Annotated in this window: 25 protein-coding genes; 9 read left to right on the forward strand and 16 right to left on the reverse strand. The window is 62.1% G+C overall.

From position 1 onward, the window contains the following. Positions 1-3 precede the first annotated feature (3 nt). The 5 genes from NTD82_RS17950 to rplU form a co-directional block, all read right to left on the reverse strand. Complete coding sequence (locus tag NTD82_RS17950; protein ID WP_095158708.1) at positions 4-465, reverse strand: CreA family protein; 462 nt, start codon at positions 463-465, stop codon at positions 4-6. A 5-nt stretch (positions 466-470) separates the two neighbouring features. Then, a complete protein-coding gene (proB, locus tag NTD82_RS17955; protein ID WP_095158709.1) occupies positions 471-1,589 on the reverse strand; it encodes a glutamate 5-kinase in 1,119 nt (372 codons plus the stop codon). Between the two features lie 93 nt (positions 1,590-1,682). Further along, positions 1,683-2,906 carry an Obg family GTPase CgtA gene (gene cgtA / locus NTD82_RS17960; protein ID WP_095158710.1) on the reverse strand — a complete coding sequence of 408 codons (1,224 nt, stop codon included), beginning with the start codon at positions 2,904-2,906 and terminating at the stop codon, positions 1,683-1,685. A 194-nt stretch (positions 2,907-3,100) separates the two neighbouring features. Further along, a complete protein-coding gene (gene rpmA, locus NTD82_RS17965) occupies positions 3,101-3,358 on the reverse strand; it encodes a 50S ribosomal protein L27 (protein ID WP_010225698.1) in 258 nt (85 codons plus the stop codon). A 35-nt stretch (positions 3,359-3,393) separates the two neighbouring features. Next, the gene (gene rplU, locus NTD82_RS17970) at positions 3,394-3,708 is read right to left on the reverse strand and encodes a 50S ribosomal protein L21 (RefSeq protein WP_009398990.1); all 315 of its coding nucleotides are present in this window, start codon (positions 3,706-3,708) and stop codon (positions 3,394-3,396) included. A gap of 251 nt (positions 3,709-3,959) precedes the next feature. Here rplU and NTD82_RS17975 point away from each other — a divergent pair, with 251 nt between their 5' ends. The 3 genes from NTD82_RS17975 to NTD82_RS17985 all read left to right on the forward strand — a co-directional run bounded on the left by NTD82_RS17975 (position 3,960) and on the right by NTD82_RS17985 (position 5,750). Beyond that, positions 3,960-4,928: a polyprenyl synthetase family protein gene (locus NTD82_RS17975; RefSeq protein ID WP_095158711.1), complete on the forward strand. Its 969-nt coding sequence runs from the start codon at positions 3,960-3,962 to the stop codon at positions 4,926-4,928. 99 nt (positions 4,929-5,027) lie between these two features. Continuing rightward, positions 5,028-5,369 carry a zinc ribbon domain-containing protein YjdM gene (locus NTD82_RS17980; RefSeq protein ID WP_110970966.1) on the forward strand — a complete coding sequence of 114 codons (342 nt, stop codon included), beginning with the start codon at positions 5,028-5,030 and terminating at the stop codon, positions 5,367-5,369. Between the two features lie 132 nt (positions 5,370-5,501). After that, on the forward strand, positions 5,502-5,750 hold the full coding sequence (locus NTD82_RS17985) for a hypothetical protein (RefSeq protein WP_042124780.1): 249 nt from the start codon (positions 5,502-5,504) through the stop codon (positions 5,748-5,750). A gap of 84 nt (positions 5,751-5,834) precedes the next feature. On the opposite strand, the gene NTD82_RS17990 is transcribed toward NTD82_RS17985, so the two are convergent. From NTD82_RS17990 to NTD82_RS18010, 5 genes are all read right to left on the reverse strand, one after another. Continuing rightward, positions 5,835-6,452 carry an FKBP-type peptidyl-prolyl cis-trans isomerase gene (locus NTD82_RS17990; RefSeq protein WP_095158713.1) on the reverse strand — a complete coding sequence of 206 codons (618 nt, stop codon included), beginning with the start codon at positions 6,450-6,452 and terminating at the stop codon, positions 5,835-5,837. A gap of 82 nt (positions 6,453-6,534) precedes the next feature. Continuing rightward, complete coding sequence (locus NTD82_RS17995; protein WP_095158728.1) at positions 6,535-6,843, reverse strand: DUF6482 family protein; 309 nt, start codon at positions 6,841-6,843, stop codon at positions 6,535-6,537. 136 nt (positions 6,844-6,979) lie between these two features. Then, complete coding sequence (locus NTD82_RS18000) at positions 6,980-7,468, reverse strand: TIGR00645 family protein (protein WP_095158714.1); 489 nt, start codon at positions 7,466-7,468, stop codon at positions 6,980-6,982. A gap of 133 nt (positions 7,469-7,601) precedes the next feature. Next, entirely contained in the window at positions 7,602-7,919 is a 318-nt protein-coding gene (locus NTD82_RS18005) for a hypothetical protein (protein WP_095158715.1), read from the reverse strand. Positions 7,920-8,088: 169 nt separating this feature from the next. After that, a complete protein-coding gene (locus tag NTD82_RS18010; protein WP_095158716.1) occupies positions 8,089-10,527 on the reverse strand; it encodes a Lon protease family protein in 2,439 nt (812 codons plus the stop codon). A 273-nt stretch (positions 10,528-10,800) separates the two neighbouring features. Here NTD82_RS18010 and NTD82_RS18015 point away from each other — a divergent pair, with 273 nt between their 5' ends. From NTD82_RS18015 to NTD82_RS18030, 4 genes are all read left to right on the forward strand, one after another. After that, positions 10,801-11,289: a DUF3015 domain-containing protein gene (locus NTD82_RS18015; RefSeq protein WP_262129663.1), complete on the forward strand. Its 489-nt coding sequence runs from the start codon at positions 10,801-10,803 to the stop codon at positions 11,287-11,289. Between the two features lie 73 nt (positions 11,290-11,362). Beyond that, positions 11,363-13,216: a DUF4105 domain-containing protein gene (locus NTD82_RS18020; protein ID WP_262129665.1), complete on the forward strand. Its 1,854-nt coding sequence runs from the start codon at positions 11,363-11,365 to the stop codon at positions 13,214-13,216. Positions 13,217-13,316: 100 nt separating this feature from the next. Beyond that, positions 13,317-13,664, forward strand: coding sequence for a hypothetical protein (locus NTD82_RS18025; protein ID WP_095158719.1), 348 nt, complete (start codon positions 13,317-13,319; stop codon positions 13,662-13,664). Between the two features lie 70 nt (positions 13,665-13,734). Continuing rightward, a complete protein-coding gene (locus NTD82_RS18030) occupies positions 13,735-14,238 on the forward strand; it encodes a GreA/GreB family elongation factor (protein ID WP_262129666.1) in 504 nt (167 codons plus the stop codon). Here NTD82_RS18030 and gdhA read toward each other — a convergent pair. After that, positions 14,235-15,572: an NADP-specific glutamate dehydrogenase gene (gene gdhA, locus NTD82_RS18035; RefSeq protein ID WP_262129667.1), complete on the reverse strand. Its 1,338-nt coding sequence runs from the start codon at positions 15,570-15,572 to the stop codon at positions 14,235-14,237. The genes NTD82_RS18030 and gdhA overlap by 4 nt on opposite strands. Before the next feature lie 289 nt (positions 15,573-15,861). Beyond that, on the reverse strand, positions 15,862-17,529 hold the full coding sequence (gene ettA / locus NTD82_RS18040) for an energy-dependent translational throttle protein EttA (RefSeq protein WP_175653276.1): 1,668 nt from the start codon (positions 17,527-17,529) through the stop codon (positions 15,862-15,864). A 426-nt stretch (positions 17,530-17,955) separates the two neighbouring features. On the opposite strand from ettA, the gene NTD82_RS18045 reads away from it, so the two are divergent. Together NTD82_RS18045 and glyA are read left to right on the forward strand one after the other, a co-directional pair. Next, positions 17,956-21,804, forward strand: a complete 3,849-nt coding sequence (locus tag NTD82_RS18045) for an EAL domain-containing protein (RefSeq protein WP_262129668.1) — start codon at positions 17,956-17,958, stop codon at positions 21,802-21,804. 107 nt (positions 21,805-21,911) lie between these two features. Further along, on the forward strand, positions 21,912-23,165 hold the full coding sequence (gene glyA / locus NTD82_RS18050) for a serine hydroxymethyltransferase (protein WP_262129669.1): 1,254 nt from the start codon (positions 21,912-21,914) through the stop codon (positions 23,163-23,165). Between the two features lie 88 nt (positions 23,166-23,253). Here glyA and NTD82_RS18055 read toward each other — a convergent pair whose 3' ends face one another. The 4 genes from NTD82_RS18055 to NTD82_RS18070 all read right to left on the reverse strand — a co-directional run bounded on the left by NTD82_RS18055 (position 23,254) and on the right by NTD82_RS18070 (position 25,059). Continuing rightward, positions 23,254-23,556: a helix-turn-helix domain-containing protein gene (locus NTD82_RS18055; RefSeq protein WP_095159899.1), complete on the reverse strand. Its 303-nt coding sequence runs from the start codon at positions 23,554-23,556 to the stop codon at positions 23,254-23,256. Continuing rightward, positions 23,557-23,787, reverse strand: a complete 231-nt coding sequence (locus NTD82_RS18060; RefSeq protein ID WP_410017067.1) for a type II toxin-antitoxin system RelE/ParE family toxin — start codon at positions 23,785-23,787, stop codon at positions 23,557-23,559. A 15-nt stretch (positions 23,788-23,802) separates the two neighbouring features. Further along, a complete protein-coding gene (gene yjiA, locus NTD82_RS18065) occupies positions 23,803-24,774 on the reverse strand; it encodes a GTPase (RefSeq protein ID WP_095159901.1) in 972 nt (323 codons plus the stop codon). A gap of 87 nt (positions 24,775-24,861) precedes the next feature. After that, complete coding sequence (locus NTD82_RS18070) at positions 24,862-25,059, reverse strand: YbdD/YjiX family protein (RefSeq protein WP_056841925.1); 198 nt, start codon at positions 25,057-25,059, stop codon at positions 24,862-24,864. Positions 25,060-25,061: the final 2 nt, after the last annotated feature.

Genomic DNA, 25,061 nt, shown 5'->3' on the forward strand with positions numbered 1-25,061 from the left:
CGATCACTGCGCCCAAGGCAAAATCGGAATCGCCGTCACCGCATTCTGCGGGCTGCCTTCGATCACGCGGTCGCTGTACACCAGGTACACCAGCGTGTTGCGCTTCTTGTCGAGGAAGCGCACCACCTGCATGGTCTTGAACACCAGCGAGGTGCGTTCCTTGAACACTTCCTCGCCATCCTTGAGCTGCCCCTTGAAGTTGATCGGCCCGACCTGACGGCAGGCGATCGACGCTTCCGCGCGGTCTTCCGCCAACCCCAGCCCGCCCTTCACGCCGCCAGTCTTGGCCCGCGACAGGTAGCACGTCACGCCTTCGACCTTGGGGTCGTCGAAGGCTTCGACGACGATCCGGTCATTCGGTCCGACCAGCTTGAACACGGTGGACACCTGGCCGATTTCTTCAGCCGATACCAGCGCCGGCAGGGCCAGCAACGCGGCGACAAACAGTCCCTTGATCACGCTCATTTTCCTCACACCAGAATCAGGTTGTCGCGGTGCACCAGCTCCGGCTCGGCGCTGTAGCCCAGCAGGCTCTCGATGGCATCCGACGGTTGGCCGATGATTTTCTGCGCCTCGAGGGCGCTGTAGTTGGCCAGACCGCGAGCCACTTCCAAGCCGTCCGGGCCGACACAAACCACCATCTCGCCACGGCGGAAGCTGCCTTGCACGGTCTTCACGCCCACTGGAAGCAAACTCTTGTTCGCTTCGCGCAGCGCTTGTACAGCGCCGGCATCCAGCACCAGGGTGCCGCGGGTTTGCAGGTGGCCCGCCAGCCACTGCTTGCGCGCCGCCAGCATGCCGCGCTCAGGCGACAGCAGCGTGCCGATGCGCTCGCCGGCCTTGAGGCGATCCAGCACGCGCTCCAGGCGCCCGCCGATGATGATGGTGTGGGCGCCGGAACGGGCCGCGAGGCGAGCTGCGCGCAGTTTGGTCTGCATGCCGCCACGGCCCAGCGCACCGCCGGTACCGCCAGCCACGGCATCGAGGCTCGGGTCGTCGGCACGGGCTTCGTAGATCAGCTTGGCATCGGGGTTGTTGCGCGGATCGGCATCGAACATGCCGTCGCGGTCGGTAAGGATCACCAGCAGGTCGGCTTCGACCAGGTTGGCCACCAGCGCGGCCAAGGTGTCGTTGTCGCCGAAGCGGATTTCGTCGGTGACCACCGTGTCGTTCTCGTTGATCACCGGCACCACGCCCAGCTCCACCAGGGTGCGCAGGGTGCTGCGGGCATTGAGGTAACGCTTGCGATCGGACAGGTCGTCGTGGGTCAGGAGAATCTGCGCGGTGTGCTTGCCGTGCTCGCCGAAGCTGGACTCCCAGGCCTGTACCAGGCCCATCTGGCCGATGGAGGCGGCCGCCTGCAACTCGTTCATCGCACTCGGTCGCTTGGTCCAGCCCAGACGGCTCATGCCGGCAGCCACGGCCCCGGAGGAGACCAGCACCAACTCGACGCCTGCTTCACGCAGGGCCACCATCTGCTCGACCCAGACACCCATGGCCGCGCGATCCAGGCCCTTGCCATCCGCCGTCAGCAGGGCACTGCCAATCTTCACGACCCAGCGCTGGGCACCTGTCACCTTGCTCCGCATCTTCTTCCAACCTATCGATCTGTGTGGATTCTGTAGATTTTTTAGATAACAAAACGCCGCTTGAAAAAGCGGCGTTCAGTGTACTGCAACGGATCAGTCGCGCACGTAAATGATTTCCGGACCGTCTTCGTCGTCCTCTTCGCCCCAGAAGTCATCGTCGTCGCTGACATCGTCCACGCTCTTGACGCCAGTACGACGCAAGGTGCGGGCGTCGTCCAGGGCCTGCAACTGGGCGCGGGCTTCGTCTTCGATGCGCTGATCGAGGTCAGCCAGTTCTGCGGCGTAGGCCGGATCGTTAGCCAGGCGGTCGGCGCGGTCTTCAAGGTAGCGCATGAGGTCATGGCTGAGCTTTTCGGTGCCCTGGCGGGAGATCGCCGAGATCACGTAGACCGGGCCTTCCCACTGCAGGCGGTCGACCACTTCCTTGACCCGCTCATCGCGCTCGTCGTCAGGGATCATGTCCGACTTGTTCAGTACCAGCCAGCGCTCACGCTCGCCCAGCGACGGGCTGAAGCGCTCGAGTTCGTTGACGATGACTTCCGCGGCATCGGCCGGGCTGCTTTCGTCCAGCGGCGCCAGATCGACCAGGTGCAGCAGCACGCGGGTACGCGCCAAGTGCTTGAGGAAACGGATACCCAGGCCGGCACCGTCGGAAGCGCCTTCGATCAGGCCGGGGATGTCGGCGATGACGAAGCTCTTCCAGCGGTCGACGCTGACCACACCTAGGTTCGGCACCAGGGTGGTGAACGGGTAGTCGGCGACTTTCGGCTTGGCGGCCGAGACGGCGCGGATGAAGGTGCTCTTGCCGGCGTTTGGCAGGCCCAGCAGACCGACGTCGGCGAGGACTTTCATTTCCAGTTTCAGGTCACGCTGCTCACCCGGTTTACCCGGAGTGGTCTGGCGTGGCGCACGGTTAGTACTGGATTTGAAGCGGGTGTTGCCCAGACCGTGCCAGCCGCCCTGAACCACCATCAGCTTCTGCCCTGGCTTGACCAGGTCACCGATGATTTCCTGGGTAGCGGCGTCGATCACCGTGGTGCCGACCGGCACGCGCAGGACCAGATCATCGCCCTTCTTGCCGGTGCAGTCGGTGCTGCCGCCGTTCGAGCCGCGCTGGGCATCGAAATGACGGGTGTAACGGTAGTCGACCAGGGTGTTGAGGTTTTCGTCGGCAACCATGTAGACCGAACCGCCGTCGCCACCGTCACCGCCGTTGGGACCGCCGTTCTCGATGAATTTTTCGCGGCGGAAGCTCATGCAACCGTTACCGCCGTCACCGGCTTTGACCCGGATCGATACTTCGTCAACAAACTTCATAAAAACCGCCTCTCGTCAGTCGGACGAGTTGAATGACACAAAGACATAAGGCTCTTGCAAAAATGAGCGCGGCGGCCCCCGTCAACGACCGTAACAACCAGCGCCGGCAGCCCATACAAACAGCTTTGCAAGAGACTCACCCCAAAAACGAAAAAGCCCCGTCGCGAGACAGGGCTTTTCCAGCGATCGCACGATTACTCGGCGACAACGCTCACGTAACGACGACCGAAGGCGCCTTTTACTTCGAACTTGATCTTACCCGCGATCTTGGCGAACAGGGTGTGATCCTTGCCCATGCCAACGCCGTAGCCAGCGTGGAATTGGGTGCCGCGCTGACGGACGATGATGTTGCCAGGGATGATAGCCTGGCCGCCATACATCTTCACGCCAAGGCGTTTGGCTTCTGAGTCGCGACCGTTACGGGTACTACCACCAGCTTTTTTGTGTGCCATGAGTTCAATTCTCCTGAAGGGGGATTAGGCTGAAATTAAGCCTGAATACCGGTGATTTTGATCTCGGTGAACCACTGGCGGTGGCCCATACGCTTCATGTGGTGCTTACGGCGACGGAACTTGATGATGCGCACTTTGTCGTGACGACCTTGCGAGATCACTTCAGCAACAACCTTGGCACCAGCAACAACTGGAGCGCCGATGTTCACGTCGTCGCCATTGGCGACCAGCAGAACGCGGTCGAAAGTAACGGATTCGCCAGTAGCGACTTCCAGTTTTTCGATCTTCAGGTATTCACCTTCGGCGACTTTGTACTGCTTGCCACCGGTAACAATTACTGCGTAAGACATGGGTATTTCTCCAATAATCCTGCTCACCCAGCTCTTTATAGTAAGAATATTGGCTGGCATGGCTGCATAGGGCTGGAACGGCCCAGTGCAATTGCGTAAGGCAGGTGCTGCCCAGGAAGTTAGGGTGCGCGATTGTACGCAAGCCCATCCGGCCTTGCAAGTCCCGCCCCAGTGGCCCGGGCAGCGCGCCTTGACAGGCCGGGACCCGCGACCTAGCATGCCGCGCAACCTATATGGAGCACCTGTGGCCGATGCAACCCCAAGCTTTCTACCGCGCGGTAGCGGACGACTTCAGCGCCGTTGACGAGATCATCAAGAAACAGCTGACTTCCCGCGTCCCGCTGGTATCGAAAATCGGCGACTACATCACCTCGGCCGGCGGCAAGCGCCTGCGTCCGCTGCTGGTGCTGCTCTGCGGCAAGGCGCTGGGCCGCGAAGGCGATGACCTACGCCTGCTGGCTGCGACCATCGAGTTCCTGCACACCGCCACCCTGCTGCATGACGACGTGGTCGACATGTCCGGCATGCGCCGTGGCCGCTCCACCGCCAACGCCCTCTGGGGCAACGCACCGAGCGTGCTGGTGGGCGACTTCCTCTATTCCCGCTCCTTCGAAATGATGGTCGAGCTGGGTTCGATGCCGGTCATGCAGATCCTCTCCAAGGCAACCCGCGTGATCGCCGAAGGCGAAGTGCTGCAACTGTCGCGGATCCGCGACGCCAGCACCACCGAAGAGATCTACATGGACGTCATCCGCGGCAAGACCGCGATGCTGTTCGAAGCCTCGACCCACAGCGCCGCCGCCCTGGCCGGCGCCAGCGAAGACCAGCGTGAAGCCCTGCGTACCTTCGGCGACCACCTGGGCGTGGCCTTCCAACTGGTCGACGATCTGCTCGACTACAAGGGCGACGCACAGGAACTGGGCAAGAACGTCGGCGACGACCTGGCCGAAGGCAAGCCAACCCTGCCGCTGATCTACACCATGCGTGAAGGCACCCCGGAACAGGCTGCCCTGGTTCGCCAGGCAATCCAGAAAGGCGGGATCGAGGACCTGGAGCGCATCCGCGACGCGGTCGACGCTGCCGGCGCTCTGGAGTACACCGCTCAACTGGCTCGCGAATACGTGGCGCGTGCCATCGCCTGCCTCGACGTCCTGCCGGCCAGCGAATACCGCGACGCGCTGGTCGAACTCAGCGAATTCGCCGTAGCCCGCACCCACTGATACCCCTCCCGGCCCGTCGTCCGACGGGCCCGATTTTCCTCTGCCAGGCAAAACCCTATACAATGTGGGCTTTCTGCACGCATGACCTGAGGAAACTTAGTGAGCACCTTGCCACCCTGCCCCAAATGCAATTCCGAATACACCTATGAAGACGGCGCTCAACTGATCTGCCCCGAGTGCGCCCACGAGTGGTCCGCCAGCGGCGATGCCGAAGCGGCCAACGACGATGTGGTGAAGAAGGACTCCGTCGGCAACGTCCTGCAGGACGGCGACACCATCACCGTGATCAAGGACCTGAAGGTCAAGGGCACCTCGCTGGTGGTCAAGGTCGGCACCAAGGTGAAGAACATCCGCCTGTGCGATGGCGATCACGACATCGATTGCAAGATCGACGGCATCGGTCCGATGAAGCTGAAATCGGAATTCGTGCGCAAGGTCTGACCCCCTGCAAATCCGGAGGCGCGCCGCGACAAAGGCGCGCACCCCGGCAGAAAATGCAAAAAATTCCCAATTGTCACTTGCTATTTTGATAATAAGAATTATTCTCATTGGACGCTTTCAAGGAGAATAGCCATGACTTATCTGATCGACGCCTGGCTTGACCGCCCCCAACCTTACCTGCGCATCCTCCACCGCGAGACCGGCGAAGTCTGTGCCGTGCTCGAAGAAGCGGCACTGGACGAACTGCGCGACCAGGGCGACCTGGATCTCAATGGTCTGAATTCAAGTGAGCCGATCGTGCTCAAGGAACTGGTGAGGAACCTGTTCCTGTTCTGTTATGCGCGGGCCTTGCGCCCGAACACCCCGCATACCGGGTTCTGATCGGAATATGAAATCGCGAGCAAGCTCGCTTCTACAGGGTGTTGATCTCTGTAGGAGCGAGCGTGCTCGCGATCAGGATTTGGCTTACAGAACGTCCAGCAGCTCGACGTCGAAGACCAGAACGCTGTGCGGCGGGATGCTGCCAACGCCCTGGGCGCCGTAAGCCAGCTCGCTCGGCACGTACAGGCGCCATTTGCTGCCCGCGTTCATCAGTTGCAGGGCTTCGGTCCAGCCAGCGATCACGCCGCCAACCGGGAACTCAGCCGGCTGACCACGATCGTAGGAGCTGTCGAAGACAGTGCCGTCGATCAGGGTGCCGTGGTAGTGAGTACGCACGTTGTCTTCACGGGTCGGCTTGGCGCCTTCACCAGCGGTCAGGACTTCGAACTGCAGGCCCGAGGCCAGGGTGGTGATGCCGTCACGCTTGGCGTTCTCGACCAGGAATTCCTTGCCGGATGCAGCGGCAGCTTCGGCCTTGGCAGCAGCTTCGGCCTGCATGACGTCACGGATGACCTTGAAGCTGGCGGACAGCTCTTCTTCGCTGACGCGGCTGGCCTGGCCAGAGAAGGCATCGGTCAGGCCGGCGAGGATGGCGTCCAGGCTAACGCCCGGTGGCGGGTTGTCGCGCAGTTGACCGCCCAGTTGACGGCCGATGCCGTAGCTGACGCGGGTTTCGTCGGTGGACAGGTTGATTTCGGACATTGGCTTGCTCCGCAGCAGGGCGCAAAACCACTGCGCCCTTTATGAAAAGGGCCAGCAGCCTAGCACACTGCGGCGAAGCAGTTCAGCTACCAGGCGAACGACGCGGCAGGGGCAGCTTGAGGTCTTCTTCCCCGATATCGGCCATGCCACACATTTCATCCTGCACCGACCAATGCACGAGGTTCAGCGGCAACGTTGGCAAGCCTTCCAGCAGATGGTGCGCCTCGACCATCGAGTGCACTTTCAGACGGCTGCCCTTGATGTTGGTCAGCGGATGCGCGTGACCACTGCATCGCGCTTCAAGCAGGAAATCGCCGCCTTCGATGGCGATCAGGTTGAGTTCCTCGACACGGCCCGCGCGGGCCTGGGTGTTCAATTCGTGCAGGTTCATGACACTACCTCGCAACTGGAACATTCGAGCGACCGTTCATTTTTTGTACAGCACGCCATAAAGCACAAGGCAGAAACGCAACCGCCCGTCCGTTTTGCAACGGACGGGCGGCGGATGACGCGCTTACCAGCAGCAATCAGTGCTTGGTGAGCTTGTCCAGGTAACCCATGGCGAAGGCCGAAATCACGAAGGTCATGTGGATGATCACGTACCACATCAGGTAGTCGGACTTGATGTTCTGGGCGTCCATGAATACCCGCAGCAGGTGGATCGAGGAAATTGCCACGATCGACGCAGCCACTTTCATCTTCAGCGAAGACGAGTCCATCTTGCCGAGCCAGCTGAGCTTTTCCTTGCTTTCGTCGATGTCCAGTTGCGAGACGAAGTTCTCGTAGCCGGAGATCATCACCATCACCAGCAGACCACCCACCAGCGCCATGTCGATCAGCGACAGCAGCACCAGGATCAGGTCGGATTCGGCCAGGGAAAAGACGTTTGGGAGAACGTGGAATATCTCCTGGAAGAACTTCAATGCCAGCGCCAGCAAGCCCAGCGACAATCCAAAGTAGATCGGTGCGAGCAGCCAGCGCGAGGCGTACATCGCATTTTCGATAAAGCGTTCCATTGAGCTAGTCACCTGAAGGCGGGGGAAAATCGAGCGGCAGTATATCAGCCAGACGTGTGGGAAAAAGCCCGCGACGCGCTGCCGCAGGCAGGGGAAAGACCCCGAAGGGTTCGGGATCTGGGAGAGTCAGACGTCAGCCAACGTGATGCACGTGCCCGCCGTTGACGCGTCGTAACTGTGCCTGAAGGTGAACGCACCAGATCTGCGGATCATTCGCCACCGTGTAACCGTGGAGGGTCAGGCTGTCGACGATCGCCTCAAGCACCGACTCGGCCACGAACGGACCATGAAACGGCCCTTGGGCCTTGATGGCGGAAGGTTGTTCGCCAGCCATGCCGGCGGCGAAAAGCAGCGTCCACATGCCGTTGTCTCCGGCCAGTGGACGAATACTGCACTCAATGCGGGTCACCAGGCCCAGGCATTGGCGGGTAAGGCTGAGGCTGCGCGGCATGGCGACGACCCTCGGAAAGATCTCGTTCAGCCTCCGACCACAAGGCTGTTCCGTCCTGCACCGACGACTATCCATGCCCTGAAGAATAGAAGAAAACCGCCGCCGGCAAGCGAGTGCCGGCAAGCGGGCGCCGAATGGTCATGACAACACGGCGCCCGCAATGTTTCCCTCAGGCGGGTTTGACCTCCGCAAGCGCCTGTTCAGCCAGCTCTTTTTCGGCTTCCTTGAGGTCGTCTTCGCTGATCATTTCGGCGATCACCCGCAGACGCTCGACCACCCGGGCGTTGACGCTGCCTTCCGGGAACTGGCCATCGGCATCCGGCTCGCCCGCCGGCTCACCCACCAACAGGCTCAGGGCTTCATCGGCCTGGCTGACGGCGTAGATGTGGAACTGCCCGTTGCGCACCGCCTGCAGCACCCGCTCATCCAGCATCAAGGTGACGACGTTGGCTTTCGGAATGATCGCGCCCTGCTCTCCGGTCAGACCGCGGGCCTCGCAGAGTCGGAAGAAGCCTTCGATCTTCTCGTTGACTCCACCCACCGCCTGCACCTCACCGAACTGGTTGATCGACCCGGTAATGGCGAAGCACTGCTTGAGCGGAGTCTTCGACAGCGCCGAAATCAGCGTGCAGGCCTCACCCAGCGAAGCGCTGTCACCATCGACATAGCCGTAGGACTGTTCCAGGGCGATGCTCGCCGAAATCGCCAGCGGGAATTCCTGGGCGTAACGGCTGCCCAGGTAACCGGTAAGGATCATCACGCCCTTGGAGTGGATCGGCTGGCCGAGATTGACCTCGCGCTCGATGTCGACAATGCCGCTGCCGCCCGGGTACACCGTGGCGGAAATCCGCGCCGGCACACCGAAGGCCGAATCGCCTACTTCCAGCACGGTCAGGCCGTTGCACTTGCCTACCGCAGCGCCTTCGGTGTCGATCAGGATGATGCCGGCCAGCATGTCGTCGAGAATCCGCGCCGAGACCCGCCCGGTGCGCGTGGCCTTGGCCTTGAGGGCGCGTTCGATGTGGCCGACGTCGGTCATTTCGTCATTGGCCAGGTGGCGAATGAAGTCCGCCTCGCTGACCAACTGGAACAGGTCACCGATCCGCGCCGACAGACGCTTCTGATTTTCCGCCAGGCGCGCGCTGTAGGTCGCCAGGCGGGCCACCGCATCGGCGGTCAGCGGCGCCATGCCTTCTTCACTGGTACGGGTTTTCAGCAACTGGGCGAACTGCTCCAGGCTCTCGTTGTGCATCGGGATTTCTTCGTCGAAATCCACCAGCACGCGGAACATCTCCTGGAAGTCCGGATCATGGTCCTGCAGCGCGTAGTAGAGCTGGCGGGAGCCGATGATGATGACCTTGACCTGCAGCGGGATCATCTGCGGCGTCAGGGTCACCGTGGCGATGCGGCCCAGCTCGCCCAGCGGCGATTCCATCTTCAGCTTGCGCGATTGCAGGGCGCGCTTGAGGGCGTCCCAGACGAAGGGCTCGCCGAGCATCTTCTCCGCTTCGAGAATCAGGAAACCGCCATTGGCCCGGTGCAGCGCACCCGGGCGCAGTTGCCGGTAGGTGGTGTACAGCGCGCCTTGGTCGGTGCTGTATTCGATGCGGCCGAACAGGTTGTCGTAGGTCGGGTGCGGCTCGAACACCACCGGCGCGCCGCCGCTGGCCGGATGGCCCACCACCAGGCTCGGTGCGTATTGCTCTTCGAGCAGCTTGCGCGCCACGGCGTCGGTCTTGGCGTCATCCACCAGTTGCTCGACCACGGTGCGCAGCAGGTTGACCTGCATGGCCTGCAGGTAGGCGCAGACCTCGGCGTTTTCCGAGTACTTTTCCGACAGCGGCGCCAGCAATGGCTGCAGCGCCAGGGTGATGGTTTCTTCGTTGAGCTGGCGCAGTTGGTTGTTCGATTCGCGCTTCCACTGCGGGAGGCTGGCGAGTTCTTCGTTCAAGCGCTCTTCGAGGATTGCGATGTCCTCGTGGAAACGCTCGCGCTCGGCTTCCGGCAACTGGGCGAACTCCGCTTCGTCCAGCGCCTTGCCGTCGCTCATCGGGGTGAACGCGACGTTGGTGCTGTCGCGGTACAGCGCCACATCCTTCTCCAGCGAAGCGCGCTCGATCACGTCCAGCGCACGGTCGTAGCGCTGGTTGAACGCACGGTCGATGGCGCTTTTCTTCTGCTGGTAGGACGGGTGCTCGAAGACCGCCGGGAAGGTCGCCAGCAGGTTGTCGATCAGGCCGCCGATGTCGGCGATGAAAGTGTTCGCACTGCCGGCGGGCAGTTCCACCGCGCGCGGCTCGCGCAGTTCGTCGAAGTTGCTGACGTAGACCCAGTCCGACGGCGTGTGCAGGCGCTTGCCTTCGGCTTTCAGGTAGCGTTTGACGAACGAGAAGCGGCCGGTACCCGGCTCGCCCATGACAAATACGTTGTATCCCGGACGTGGCATGGCGACGCCGAACTGCAAGGCTTCGACCGCACGTTCCTGGCCCAGCACACCGCGAAATGGCTCCAGATCATTGGTTGTGGAGAAGGCGAACTGTTCAGCGGAAAACGGCCGGGTCAGGGCTTCTGGCGCAAGACGCAGGCTCGCAGCGACAGGATCGGGCATCGGGCTTCCTTACTTCGGCGGGGCAGATGTCGGCATTCTGGCGCCGCCCGCGCCCGCGTTGCAAGGCTCTTGGCGCATTTGCCTACAGGGCTGAATGAGCCGTGCAAATGTGTGTTAAAGCAATATTTCGCAATTAATCACGGAACCGCGGGATCGTGCCTAAACTCTACACTGCGCGGCCGGGTAGATAACCGGACCCGATCTGGCACGACCACCTATGGCAGGCCAGATAACCCTGACCTTTGGTTTGCACATCAAAAAGAGAACAAAGCTATGAAACGGATTCTTCTGGGTACTCTGTTCACCGCGGTTTCGATCAACGCCATGGCCCAGGCGCCAGGCGGCCCGGACTGCGGCTGGGGCAACATGCTGTTCGAAGGCCAACGCGGCACTCCCGCTCACTTCCTCGCATCCACCACCAACGGCACCTCCGGCAACGCAACCTTCGGCATGACCTCGGGCACCAACGGCTGCTCGACCAACGCTGCGCTGACCTACGGCGGCAAATCCTGGATTGCCATGAACGGCATGATGAACGAGCTGTCCGAAGATATGGCCAAGGGCCAGGGCGAAGCCCTGACCACCTACGCCGTGGTTCTCGGTGTAGCACCGGAAGACCGCGCGCACTTCGCCGCAGTCACCCACCAGCACTTCCAGGACATCTTCAAGACCGCGGACGCCACCGCCGAAGACGTCCACAACAACACCCTCGCCGTACTCAAGTCCGACACTCGCCTGGCCAAGTACGCTACCCCGGCCTAAGCAGCGTCACCCCGCCCCTCACCGGGGCGGGTTGTTCATCCCATTCGGCTTCATTCAGACGTAGTTGCCCGACATGCTCAAACGCCTTGCCTACCTGGCGCTCTGTGTCTGCGCCCCGCTGCACGCCGCACCTTTCATGGACGATTCGCGCCTGCAACGGCTGGCCGCCGATCCCTACTGGATCAGCCTTGGCCACTACGAAACAGGCAAGCTCGGAGGCTGGCGCAGCTATGTCGACGACAAGCGTTTCTTTCTCGCCGAAGACGGCGCCCACCACCCTGACCGGGAACTGGCGGCCACGTACAAGGCGCTCTATGACCCCGTCAGCAAGGGCGAGAAACACGCGCAGTGCGTCTTCCCGGCACGCACCCGCTGGTTGCGCGAGCAACTGCAACTCAATGACCTGCCAACACCGGACTGCAAGGAATACCGGCAGTGGTTCAAGGACGTCTCGCCGCACAGCGCGGTGCTGATTTTCCCTGCCGCCTACCTGAACAGCCCATCGTCGATGTTCGGCCACACCCTGCTGCGCATCGACCAGGCCGATGTGCAAAGCAACGAGACCGCGCTACTCAGCTACGCGGTCAACTTCGGTGCCTACATCGAAGGCAACGACAACAGCATTCTCTACGCCTGGAAGGGCCTGATGGGCGGCTATCCCGGGCTGTTCGCGCTGGTGCCCTACCAGGAAAAACTGTCCGAGTACCGCAGCCTGGAAAACCGCGACCTCTGGGAGTACCGGCTGAACCTCACGCCCGAGGAAACCGGGCGGATGGTCGAACACATCTGGGAACTCAAGCAGATCCGCTTCGACTACTTCTTCTTCGATGAAAACTGCTCCTACCGCCTGCTGGAATTGCTCCAGGTGGCACGCCCGAGCCTGGACCTGACGTCGCAATTCCCGCTGACGGCGATCCCGACCGACACGGTCAAGGCGGTCAAGCACGCCGGGCTGGTGGAGCGCACCGACTACCGTCCGTCCCGCGAACGCGAGCTACTGGAGCGCGCCGCACCTCTGGAAAAAACCGAGCAGCAACAGGTGCTGGCCCTCGCCGCCGATACCGGCCATTTACAAAACAGCGAATTCACCGCCCTGCCCCGGGAACGCCAGGCGCTGGTGCAAGACGCCGCTTACCGGCTGGAACGCTACCGCGCCAACGGCCAGGAACGTGATCCGGCTCAAGCCAAACGCAGTTTCGAGTTGCTACGCGCGATCAACCGCAATCCACCGCCACCGTTGCAGGTCGAACGCCCCGGGCTTCCGGAGGACGGCCACCAGTCGCGGACCTGGCAACTCGGCGTCGGCACTCGTAAAGACCGCGCCTTTGCCGAATATGGCCTGCGCATGGCCTACCACGACCTCAACGACAACCTCTACGGTTTCCCGTTGGGCGCGCAGATCGAGATTCTGCAACTCAAGCTCCGCCAGTACGAGGGCAACGACTGGCAGGTGCAACGCCTCGACCTCGCGACCATCCGCTCGCTGACCCCGCGCAACGACCTGCTGCAACCCTGGTCATGGCAGGTGGCGGGCGGCCTTGAGCGGGTGCCGGGCAAGCATGACGATGAAGTGCTGGTCAGCCATGTCAACGGAGGCGCCGGTGGCACTTGGGCACTGAGCGACGACATGCTTGGCTTCGCCCTCGGCACGGTACGGGTCGAACACCACAACGACTTCTCCCAGTTCATCGCACCCGCGGCGGGCTTCAACACCGGGCTGCTGTGGCGCAACGGGCTGGGCAACCTGAGCGTGGAGGCCAAGGGCGATTACTTCATCAATGGTGAAGTGCGGCGCAGCCTGAGCCTGAACCAGCAGTGGGAACTGAGCGACAGCCTGGGCCTGCGCCTGAGCGCCAAGCGCGAGTTCAGCCAACTGGCGACGGCGCAGAACGAAGTGATGCTGGAGTTGAAGTGGTACAACTACTGAGGCCTTGAGGGCCTCATCGCCTGCAACAGTTTCACGGCCTTTTGACAGCACACTGACATTCCCCCTCCTAGACTTTCCTTATCTTGTGGAGAGTCTTGTCATGCGGCGCTACTGGTTGTGTTTTCTGTTGTTACTGGCGGGTTGCGAATCAACCCATCAGCAATTGATCAATCAGGGTTATCCAGCGCCCTACGCCGATGGTTTCCAGGATGGCTGCAGCAGCGGCCGACAGGCTGCCGGCGTGATGACCGGGGATTTTCGCAAGGACGTCCCGCGCTACCTGCACAACCACCAGTATGAATCCGGCTGGGACGACGGTTTCCGTCAATGCCAGGCGATGCAGCAGAACCAGGAGCAACAGAACTACTACAACCGCCACTGGGACGAGCGCGAAGAACAATGGCAACACGAAAAGGACCGCGATGCCGCGCGCGCCTATCGACGCTGAAAGGTCGCCTGTGGATAACCATTGAAACCACGGGCCTGTCAGCATGGTCTTCTGGCAAAGGAGACCGTTCATGAGCCGTGCATTCGTCAACGAAGACCAGGCCGCCGCTCAGGCCAGCCAACCGGTGGAGCGCAAGGTCAGCGACCAGCCCAACTACGTCACCGCCCAAGGCCTGGCGCACCTGCAACAGCGAGTGGCGCAACTCAATCGCCTACGCAGCGAACTGCTCGCCCAGGGTGAGCAGGCGGACAAGCAGCGCATGGCCGATATCGAACGCGACCTGCGCTATTTCAACGCAAGGCAACACAGCGCCCAGGTCGTGCCACCGGCGTTATCACGCGACAAGGTTCAGATCGGCAGCCGGGTGATCTACCTCGACGAGGAGGACCGGGAGCACAAGGTGCAACTGGTGGGAGAAGATCAGGCCGACATCGCTGCCGGCCTGATCAACTGGGGTTCCCCGCTGGGCCGGGCGCTGCTGGGGGCAGGCCCGGGTGACGAGGTTGTATGGCGACGACCCGTGGGTGATCAGTCGATCGAGGTCATCGCCATCGAGCCGGAGCCCGATGCTTAGACCACGCCTTGAGCCAGCATGGCGTCGGCGACCTTCACGAAGCCGGCGATGTTGGCGCCTTTGACATAGTTGATGCGGCCGTTCTCTTCACCGTAGTGAACGCAGGCGTGGTGGATCGACTGCATGATGTTGTGCAGCTTGCTGTCCACTTCACCGGCGGTCCACAGCAGACGCATGGCGTTCTGCGACATTTCCAGGCCGCTGACCGCAACACCACCGGCGTTGGAGGCCTTGCCCGGCGCGAAGAGGGTGCCTTTTTCGATGAACAGGTCCACCGCTTCCAGCGTGGTCGGCATGTTCGCGCCTTCGGCCACACAGATGCAGCCGTTGGCCAGCAGGGCGCGGGCGTCTTCCAGGTCCAGCTCGTTCTGGGTCGCGCAAGGCAGCGCGATGTCGCACGGCAGGCTCCATGGGCGCTGGCCAGCACGGAATTCCAGACCGTACTGGGTAGCCAGCTCGCTCAGGCGGCCGCGCTTGACGTTTTTCAGCTCCATCAGCGCGTCCCACTGTTCATCGGTCAGGCCGGATTCTGCGAACAGGGTGCCTTCGGAGTCCGACAGCGAGATCACTTTGCCGCCCAGGTCCATGACCTTGCGCGCGGCGTACTGGGCGACGTTGCCCGAGCCGGAGATAGCTACGCGGCGGCCGTCGATGCGCTTGTCTTCACGCTTGAGCATTTCTTCGGCGAAGTACACGCAGCCGTAGCCGGTGGCTTCCGGGCGAATCAGGCTGCCACCGTAGTTCATGCCCTTGCCGGTCAGCACCGAGGTGAACTGGTTGGCCAGGCGCTTGTACTGGCCGAACATGAAGCCGATTTCCCGCGCGCCCACACCGATATCGCCGGCAGGAACGTCGAGGTCGGCACCGATGTGGCGGTACAGCTCGCTCATGAACGCCTGGCAGAAGCGCATGACTTCCGCGTCGCTCTTGCCCTTCGGATCGAAGTCCGAGCCGCCCTTGCCGCCGCCCATTGGCAGCGAGGTCAGGGAGTTCTTGAACACTTGTTCGAAGGCGAGGAATTTCAGTACGCCGATGTTCACCGACGGGTGGAAGCGCAGGCCGCCTTTGTACGGGCCGATGGCGCTGCTCATCTGGATGCGGTAGCCGCGGTTGACCTGGACCTTGCCGTGGTCATCGACCCAGGAAACGCGGAACAGAATGGCGCGCTCAGGCTCGACCATGCGTTCGAGGATGCCGGCTTCGAGGTAACGCGGGTTGGCTTCGAGGAAAGGCCAGAGGCTACGCAGGACTTCTTCCACTGCCTGGTGGAATTCGGGTTGGGCGGGATCGCGTTGTTTCAGACGTGCGAGGAAGTGGTCGACAGATTCGATCATGAGTAGACATCTCACCGAGGGAGTTGGACTTTTTGGTTTTTTCGGGACTTTACCAAGAAGCAATCGCACTGGAACAGGGCGAAATGTCGTTTTTATGAAATTTTTTGGTGCATTTCTATAAATGTATACACAAGCAGGTGGTTTTTTAGGGCCATCGCGAGCAAGCTCGCTCCTACAGGGGCCACGTAAAACCACAGCTTTCTGTAGGAGCGAGCTTGCTCGCGATGACCTCCAGACAGGCACAAAAATGGGGCCATGAAGGCCCCATTCCTGTGCATCAATTACCGACTTACTGAGCCAGCTTCTTGTGCCGTACGCGGTGCGGTTGTGCCGCAGCTTCGCCAAGACGCTTCTTGCGGTCGGCTTCGTACTCGGTGTAGTTGCCTTCGAAGAACACGGCTTGCGAGTCGTCTTCGTACGCCAGGATGTGAGTCGCGACGCGGTCCAGGAACCAGCGATCGTGAGAGATCACAATGGCGGCGCCCGGGAAGTCCAGCAGGGCTTCCTCCAGCGAACGCAGGGTTTCAACGTCCAGGTCGTTGGACGGTTCGTCAAGCAGCAGGACGTTGGCGCCCTCTTTCAGGGTCAGCGCCAGGTGCAGACGGCCACGCTCACCACCGGAGAGGTCCTTGACGAACTTCTGCTGGTCGCCGCCCTTGAAGTTGAAGCGGCCAACATAAGTGCGCGACGGGATCTCGTAGTTGCCGATGCGAATCTGGTCGGAACCGTCGGAGATCTGCTGGAACACGGTCTTGTTACCGTCCAGGTCGTCACGGCTCTGGTCAACGCAGGCCAGTTGCACGGTTTCACCGATCGAGATGCTGCCCGAATCCGGTTGTTCCTTGCCCATCAGCATGCGGAACAGGGTCGATTTACCCGCACCGTTACCACCGATTACGCCGACGATCGCGCCTTTTGGCATGACGAACGACAGGTTGTCGATCAGCACGCGGTCGCCATAGCCTTTGCTGACGTTCTTGAACTCGATGACGTTGTCGCCCAGGCGAGGACCGGCCGGGATGTAGATCTCGTTGGTCTCACTGCGCTTCTGGAATTCCTGCGATTGCATTTCTTCGAAGCGTTGCAGACGGGCCTTGGACTTGGACTGGCGGGCCTTGGCGCCTTTGCGCACCCACTCCAGTTCTTCCTTCATGGCCTTTTCATGAGCCGATTGCTGCTTCGACTCCTGGGCCAGACGGTCGGACTTGGCTTCCAGCCAGCCAGAGTAGTTGCCCTCGTAAGGGATACCGGCGCCGCGGTCGAGTTCGAGGATCCAGCCAGCGACGTTGTCCAGGAAGTAACGGTCGTGGGTAATCGCGACTACAGTGCCCGGGAAGTCGTGGAGGAAGTGTTCCAGCCAGGCGACGGAATCGGCGTCCAGGTGGTTGGTGGGTTCGTCGAGGAGCAGCATGTCCGGCGCGGACAGCAGCAGGCGGCACAGGGCGACGCGGCGTTTTTCACCACCGGAGAGGTGCTCGACCTTGGCGTCCCAGGCCGGCAGGCGCAGCGCGTCGGCGGCGACTTCCAGTTGGCGCTCCAGGTTGTGACCGTCGCTGGCCTGCAGGATGGCTTCCAGCTTGGCCTGTTCGGCAGCCAGCTTGTCGAAGTCGGCATCCGGTTCGGCGTAGGCAGCGTAGACCTCGTCCAGGCGGGCCTGGGCGTCCTTGATCACGCTGACCGCTTCTTCGACCACTTCACGTACGGTCTTGGCCGGATCCAGTTGCGGCTCCTGCGGCAGGTAACCGACGTTCAGTTCCGGCATCGGACGGGCTTCGCCGTCGAACTCGGTGTCGACGCCAGCCATGATTTTCAGCAGGGTGGATTTACCCGAACCGTTCAGGCCGAGCACGCCGATCTTGGCGCCGGGGAAGAACGACAGGGAGATGTTCTTGAGGATTTCACGCTTGGGCGGAACAACTTTGCTCAGCCGGTGCATGGTGTAAACGTATTGAGCCAAAATGCGGACCTCGCTCGAATCGTTGGAAAAGCCCCGTCGCCAGGACAGGGCTGGAACAAACCGGGTGTCAGGGAAAGGCGCTACTGGCCTGCGTCGCGGCGCTGCCGGCGTTTTCGCGGGGCAGGTGCGCGGCGGGCTCAGGCAACGGCCTCACCCTTGTCTATCTGGTAGTCGGAACCCGTAAGGTTACCCGAACTGGAGGGCGGCGGGCAGGGGCATCCCCGTTGAGCGTATCCCGGCGGTCGTGACGACCTTTCGTCAGGTCGAATCTTTGCGACGAAGATGACTGGCACTTTGCCACAACTCAAGGCATGCTAGCCGCCCTTCGGGCGTCAGGCTTATAGTGCAGCCCTGGATCGCCGCCCGTGTGGCTGGCATTGCTCTCGCGCTGCTGGACCACGGCCAGCCATACCGCAGGATCACCGTTTGACCAATCTCACTCAGCCGTCCTCCTTGCGCAAAGCCTCCACTGCGTCGGGTCAGTCCCTGCGCGGGTCGCTGAAGGGCGCACTGGCGATCCTGGTGCTGCTTTTGCTGGCCCTGTTGTTCTGGCAGATGCTCGATCAATACCGGCACATCCTCGCCGATCGCCGCCAACACAGTGTCGATGCCGCCGCCGAACTCGCCGACCGCCTCAACCTGAGCCTGGCCCTCGACGCCCAGTCCGCGCTGAACCTGCTGCAGGCCAATGCCGCGGTTCCGGACGAAGATGCCGTCCCCGCCCTGTTCACTCGCCTGCATCAACAAATGCCGGCCCTGCACAGTCTCGCCTGGCTGAATGGCGATGGGCAGATCCTGCGTGACAGCATGGACAACTCCCCCGACCAACCGGCGATGGCCGAGTTGCTCCGGCAGAACCGCGACAGCACCTACCGTTTCAGCAACGCTGACGACAATGCCTTTATTTACCTGCTGCTGCGCCAGCCCGGCGAAACCAGCAACGGCTACTGGCTGCTGCGCATGCAGCCGACCTGGTACCAGCAACTGGCCAGCCGCCTGGAGCACGCGGTCAAACCGCAGTGGCAACTGGAAAACAGCCGGACCGGGGAAATCATCAGCACTCACCTGCAACCGCGCCCGGACACCACGCCGAATAGCGAACAGGCGCCGCTGCAAAGCGTGATGCTGGCCTTCCTCGACAACAGCGACTGGCAACTGCGCGGCCTCTATGACGCCGAACGCAGCCGCCGCGATCTGCTTCCGGCGCTGGTCGGCAAAGCCATGCCGGTCGTGCTCTGTGCCCTGCTACCGCTGCTGGCGCTGATCAACATGCGCCGCCGCAATCGCGTCTTGCAGGAAGGTCGTCGGCGCTACCAGGACATTTTCGAAAGCACCGGCGTCGCCCTCTGCGTGCTCGACCTCTCGGGCCTTGCCGCGATCCTCGAACGCCTGCGCCTGCGCAGCCGCAACGAACTGGAGCAACGCCTGGAACTGGACCCGGCGCTGCGCGAAATCCTCCTGCACGAACTGAAAGTCACCGAAGTGAACCAGGTCGCCCTGCAACTGCTGGGGGTGGATTGCTGCGAGGGGGCCTGGCGGCAACTGGTCGCCGGCAGCGCGCTGGAAAACGATGGCATCGGTCTGCAACTGCTGGGCGCTGTGCTGGACAACCAGGCGCAACTGGAACTGGAAGTGCGCCTGCCGACCGAGCAAGGGCTGGAGCAGCACCTGTGGCTGATGGTGCGGTTCCCGGAGGCGCGTCGCGACTATCACGCGGTGATCCTCAGCATTAGCGATATCACCAGCCGCAAGCGCGTCGAACTGTCGTTGCTGGAGCGCGAGAGCTTCTGGTCCGACGTGGTCCGCACCGTTCCGGATCAGCTCTACGTCCAGGACGTGCAGAGCCTGCGGATGATTTTCAGCAACCGCCACCTCGGCCAGACCTTGGGCTACGCGCGCAACGAACTGGCGCAGATGGGCGAGTTCTTCTGGGAAGTCCTGCTGCACCCGGAAGACGCCGCGCTCTACCGCGACCTGCGCCAGCAGCAGCGCCAGAGCGGCTACGTCGAGCAACTGCACTGCCAGTTGCGCTTCCGCCATCACGATCAGCGCTGGCGCCGCTACGACATCCGCGAACAGGCGCTGACCCGCGACGTGGCCGGCCACGTCACGCGGATCATCGGCGTGGCCAAGGACGTCACCGACCAGCTCGAAGCCAGCGAATCGCTGCGCGACAGCGAACAACGCTACCGCATGCTCGCCGAAAGCATCAGCGACGTGATCTTCTCCACCGACGACCAGTTGCGCCTCAACTATGTCAGCCCGTCCGTGCGGGCAGTGCTGGGCTATGACGTCGAGTGGATCTTCAACAACGGCTGGCAATCGACCATCGCCAACCCGGCGCAACTGACCGGGCTGTCCGCCCTGGTCGAGCGGGTCAACCGCGCCCTCGGCGATGCCGCGCAACTGGAAGCCCTGCGCACCCAGGTGCCGACCCAGTTGTTCCTGTTCGACTGCCTGCGCGCCGACGGCCGCAAGATCCCCATCGAACTGCGCCTGGTGCTGGTCTGGGACGAGCACGACCAGTTCGGCGGCATCCTCGGCGTTGGCCGCGATATCAGCCAGCAACGCCGCGCGGAAAAAGACCTGCGCATGGCGGCAACGGTTTTCGAGCACTCGACCTCGGCGATCCTCATCACCGACCCGGCCGGCTACATCGTCCAGGCCAACGAGGCGTTCAGCCGGGTCAGCGGCTATGCCGTGAGCGATGTGCTCGACCAGTTGCCCGGCATGCTTACCGTCGATGAACAACAGGAAGCGCACCTGCGCTATGTGCTCAAGCAACTGCACCAGCGCGGCACCTGGGAAGGCGAAGTCTGGCTCAAGCGGCGCAATGGCGAGCATTACCCGGCGTGGGTCGGCATCACTGCGGTGCTCGACGACGAAGGCGACCTGGCCAGCTACGTGTGCTTCTTCACCGATATCAGCGAGCGCAAGGCCAGCGAACAACGCATTCACCGCCTGGCCTACTACGACGCCCTGACCCACCTGCCCAACCGCACGCTGTTCCAGGACCGCCTGCACACGGCGCTGCAACAGGCCGAGCGGCACAAGTCGTGGGTGGTGCTGATGTTCCTCGACCTCGATCGCTTCAAGCCGATCAACGACTCCCTCGGCCACGCCGCCGGCGACCGCATGCTCAAGGACATGGCCGAGCGCCTGCTGGACTGCGTCGACGACGACGACACCGTGGCGCGCATGGGCGGCGACGAATTCACCCTGCTGCTGCAACCACGGGCGACCCGGGAAATGGCGCTGAACCGCGCCATCAATGTGGCTGAGCAGATTCTTGGCAGTCTGGTACGACCGTTCGTCCTGGAAAACCGCGAGTTCTTCGTCACCGCCAGTATCGGCATCGCTCTCAGCCCGCAGGACGGCAGCGAACTGAGCCAGTTGATGAAAAACGCCGACACGGCCATGTACCACGCCAAGGAACGCGGCAAGAACAACTTCCAGTTCTACCAGGCGGACATGAACGCCAGCGCCCTGGAGCGTCTGGAGCTGGAAAGCGACCTGCGCCACGCGCTGGAGCAGAACGAGTTCATCCTTTATTACCAACCGCAGTTCAGCGGCGACGGCAAACGCCTGACCGGCGCCGAAGCGCTGCTGCGCTGGCGTCACCCGCAGCGCGGGCTGGTGCCACCGGGGGATTTCATCCCGGTGATCGAAGAACTCGGCCTGGTGGTGGATGTGGGCGACTGGGTCATCGCCGAGGCGTGCCGCCAGCTCAAGTCCTGGCATCAGGCGCGGGTGCGCGTGCCGAAAGTTTCGGTGAACATCTCCGCGCGGCAGTTCTCCGACGGCCAACTCGGTACGCGGATCGCCAACATCCTCAAGGAAACCGACCTGCCGCCAGCGTGCCTGGAACTGGAACTGACCGAAAGCATCCTGATGCGCGAGGTCAATGAGGCGATGCAGATCCTCGACAGCCTGAAAAACCTCGGCCTGAGCATCGCGGTAGACGACTTCGGCACCGGTTATTCATCGCTGAACTACCTCAAGCAGTTCCCGATCGACGTGCTGAAGATCGACCGCACCTTCGTCGACGGCCTGCCGGAAGGCGAGCAGGACGCGCAGATCGCTCGGGCCATCATCGCCATGGCCCACAGCCTGAACCTGGCGGTAATCGCCGAGGGCGTGGAGACGCATGAGCAGTTGGAGTTCCTGCGCGAACACGGCTGTGACGAGGTCCAGGGCTACCTGTTCGGGCGCCCGATGCCGCCTAACCAGTTCGAGGCGCAATTCAGTAACGAAACCCTGTTCATGCTTGAGTGATCCTGCGTGAATCCCATTTGTCTGCCAGATGATCCCCTTTCATATGCCAGACAAAAGTCTATGGGGTAGAATGCCCGCCTATTTCACCCCGATCCTTGAGGACCGCCATGTTCAGCCGTGATTTGACCATTGCCAAGTACGACGCCGAGCTCTTCGAAGCCATGCAGCAAGAAGCTCAGCGCCAGGAAGAGCACATCGAGCTGATCGCTTCGGAAAACTACACCAGCCCAGCCGTGATGGAAGCCCAGGGTTCGGTGCTGACCAACAAGTACGCTGAAGGCTATCCAGGCAAGCGCTACTACGGTGGTTGCGAGTTCGTCGACGTGGTTGAGCAACTGGCCATCGACCGCGCCAAGGAACTGTTCGGCGCCGACTACGCCAACGTTCAGCCGCATGCGGGTTCGCAAGCCAACAGCGCTGTTTACCTGGCCCTGCTGCAAGCGGGCGACACCATCCTCGGCATGAGCCTGGCCCACGGCGGCCACCTGACCCACGGCGCCGCCGTGAGTTCGTCGGGCAAGCTGTACAACGCTGTTCAATACGGCATCGACGGCAATGGCCTGATCGACTACGACGAAGTCGAGCGCCTGGCGGTCGAGCACAAGCCGAAAATGATCGTTGCCGGTTTCTCGGCTTACTCGCAGGTCCTGGACTTCCCTCGCTTCCGCGAAATCGCCGACAAGGTCGGTGCCTACCTGTTCGTCGACATGGCCCACGTTGCCGGTCTGGTTGCCGCGGGCGTCTACCCGAACCCGGTTCCATTCGCCGACGTCGTCACCACCACCACTCACAAGACCCTGCGCGGTCCGCGTGGTGGCCTGATCCTGGCTCGCGCCAACGCCGACATCGAGAAGAAGCTGAACTCCGCCGTCTTCCCGGGCGCCCAGGGCGGCCCGCTGGAGCACGTGATCGCCGCCAAGGCCATCTGCTTCAAGGAAGCGCTGCAGCCTGAGTTCAAGGCTTACCAGCAACAGGTCGTGAAAAACGCCCAGGCCATGGCCAGCGTCTTCATCGAGCGCGGTTTCGATGTGGTTTCCGGCGGCACCGAGAACCACCTGTTCCTGCTCTCGCTGATCAAACAAGAGATCTCCGGTAAAGACGCCGACGCCGCCCTGGGTCGCGCCTTCATCACCGTGAACAAGAACTCGGTGCCAAACGATCCACGTTCCCCGTTCGTCACCTCCGGCCTGCGCTTCGGCACCCCGGCAGTGACCACTCGCGGCTTCAAGGAAACCGAGTGCAAGGAACTGGCTGGCTGGATCTGCGACATCCTGGCTGACCTGAACAACGAAGCGGTGATCGACGCCGTTCGCGAGAAAGTCAAAGCCATCTGCAAGAAGCTGCCGGTTTACGGCAACTGATTGACCGATGAGCGCCCGGTGGCTTGATTGCCGGGCATGAAAAAACCGATGCCGGGTGACTCGCATCGGTTTTTTTATGGGCGGAATATCACGGTTGCCGGGAACATCCCTCAGGAACCAAACGCACCTCGACGCGCTGTCCCAAAGCTCGAGCGGCGCTCGCAAGCGTCGCCAGCGTCATGCCGGGATCACTTTGATCCAACGCTCTGTCCACCGCTGTTCGACTCGTTTTCATTCGCTCAGCCAAGGCTTTCTTGCTGATCCTCTGTTCTTTCATCGCCTGCTCGAGCTGCCAGGCGATCACCCGCTTGAGTGCAGCAGCGGAAACCTCCTCACCAAGGCCTTCATCGGCAAGGAAGTCGTCAAAGTCCGACCCAATATGTTGGTTCATTCACTGCCTCCACAACTTCGCCTTTCGTTGCCTGGCGGTTTCCAGGTCTGACAAGGGCGTTTTCTGACTCTTCTTGATGAAGCCGTGGAGCAAGACCATGACATCCTCCACAAGCGTGAAGAGTAATCGGGCACGGGTCTCACCCAAATCGACACGGACTTCCCAAAGACCACGCTCCATTTTCCTGACCAGCGGCATGCCTAGCGGCCAGCCTGTCTGCACAGCAACCAGTCAGACCCGTCCTCATCAACTACCAGCCAACGCCTCAAACCCCGCCCGGATCTTCTCTTCCGGCAGTTGATCGGCGATGAACACCATCACGCTCTCGCGGGCCTCTCCCTCGGCCCATTCGGTGTCCCAGTCGAAACCATAGAGTTTCAGCACGCCCTGGAACACCAGGCGACGGTCTTCGCCGGCGATGTTCAGCACGCCTTTGTAACGCAGCAACTGTTTGCCGTGCTCTTCCAGCAACTCGTTCATGAAGTCGCTGAGGCGGTCGATGTCGAGCGGGGTTTCCGTGCGCAGGACCATGCTGGAAATGCGGTCCGGGGTCGCCGGACCCGCCACCGGGCGCAGGCTCAAGCCGCCACCGAGGTCGGCATTGAGGTTGAAGCCCCGCACATCCAGCAGTTCGGCGAGGTCGATGCGGCCGTTATCCACCACGCGAATTGGCGCGCGGCGGTTGATCCGGCCAAGCCTGTCGGTCAGGGCTTCGACGGACTGGCTGTCCGCCAGGTCGGTCTTGCTCAACAGCAGCCGGTCAGCGAAGCCGATCTGGGCCTGGGCGATGGCCTGGGTCAGGTGCAGGTCGGCGTGGACCGCGTCCACCAGGGTGATGATGCCGTCGAGGATGTAGCGCTCGCGCAGTTCCTCTTCGATGAAGAAGGTCTGCGCCACTGGCGCGGGATCGGCCAGGCCGGTGCATTCGATCACCAGCCGGTCGAAGGCGATTTCACCACTGTCCAGGCGCTCCAGCAGCAGGAACAGGGCCTTGGTCAGGTCGGTGTGGATGCTGCAGCAGACGCAGCCGTTGGCCAGGGTCATGACCTGCACCGGTTCGTCGCCGAGCAATTGACTGTCGATACCGGCATCACTGAATTCGTTCTCGATGACGGCGATTTTCAAGCCGTGCTCGGCCTTGAGGATGTGCCGCAGCAAGGTGGTCTTGCCGGCACCGAGGAAGCCGCTGAGCACGGTCACGGGAATGGGGGACTGCACGGGGAATTCTCCTGACGCTGAAAATGACTGTGGGAGCCCGGCGCGCCGGGCTCCCACAGGTCTGTCACTGACGCCAAGCGCTGTGTTTCAACAGCACTTGGGCCCCCCCTTGCCGCCGTAGCGAGCTTCCTGGCGTTCCCGGAAGAACTCCTCGTAGCTCATCATCGGCTTGTCCGGGTGCTTGCCCTGCATGTGTTCGACATAGTTGTCGTAGTCGGGCATCCCGACCATCAGGCGGGCTGCCTGCCCCAGGTACTTACCCAGTCGACCCAGGTCGTTGAACATGA

Origin of the sequence: Pseudomonas sp. 5P_5.1_Bac1, assembly GCF_025466015.1 — a bacterium.
GTDB lineage: Bacteria > Pseudomonadota > Gammaproteobacteria > Pseudomonadales > Pseudomonadaceae > Aquipseudomonas.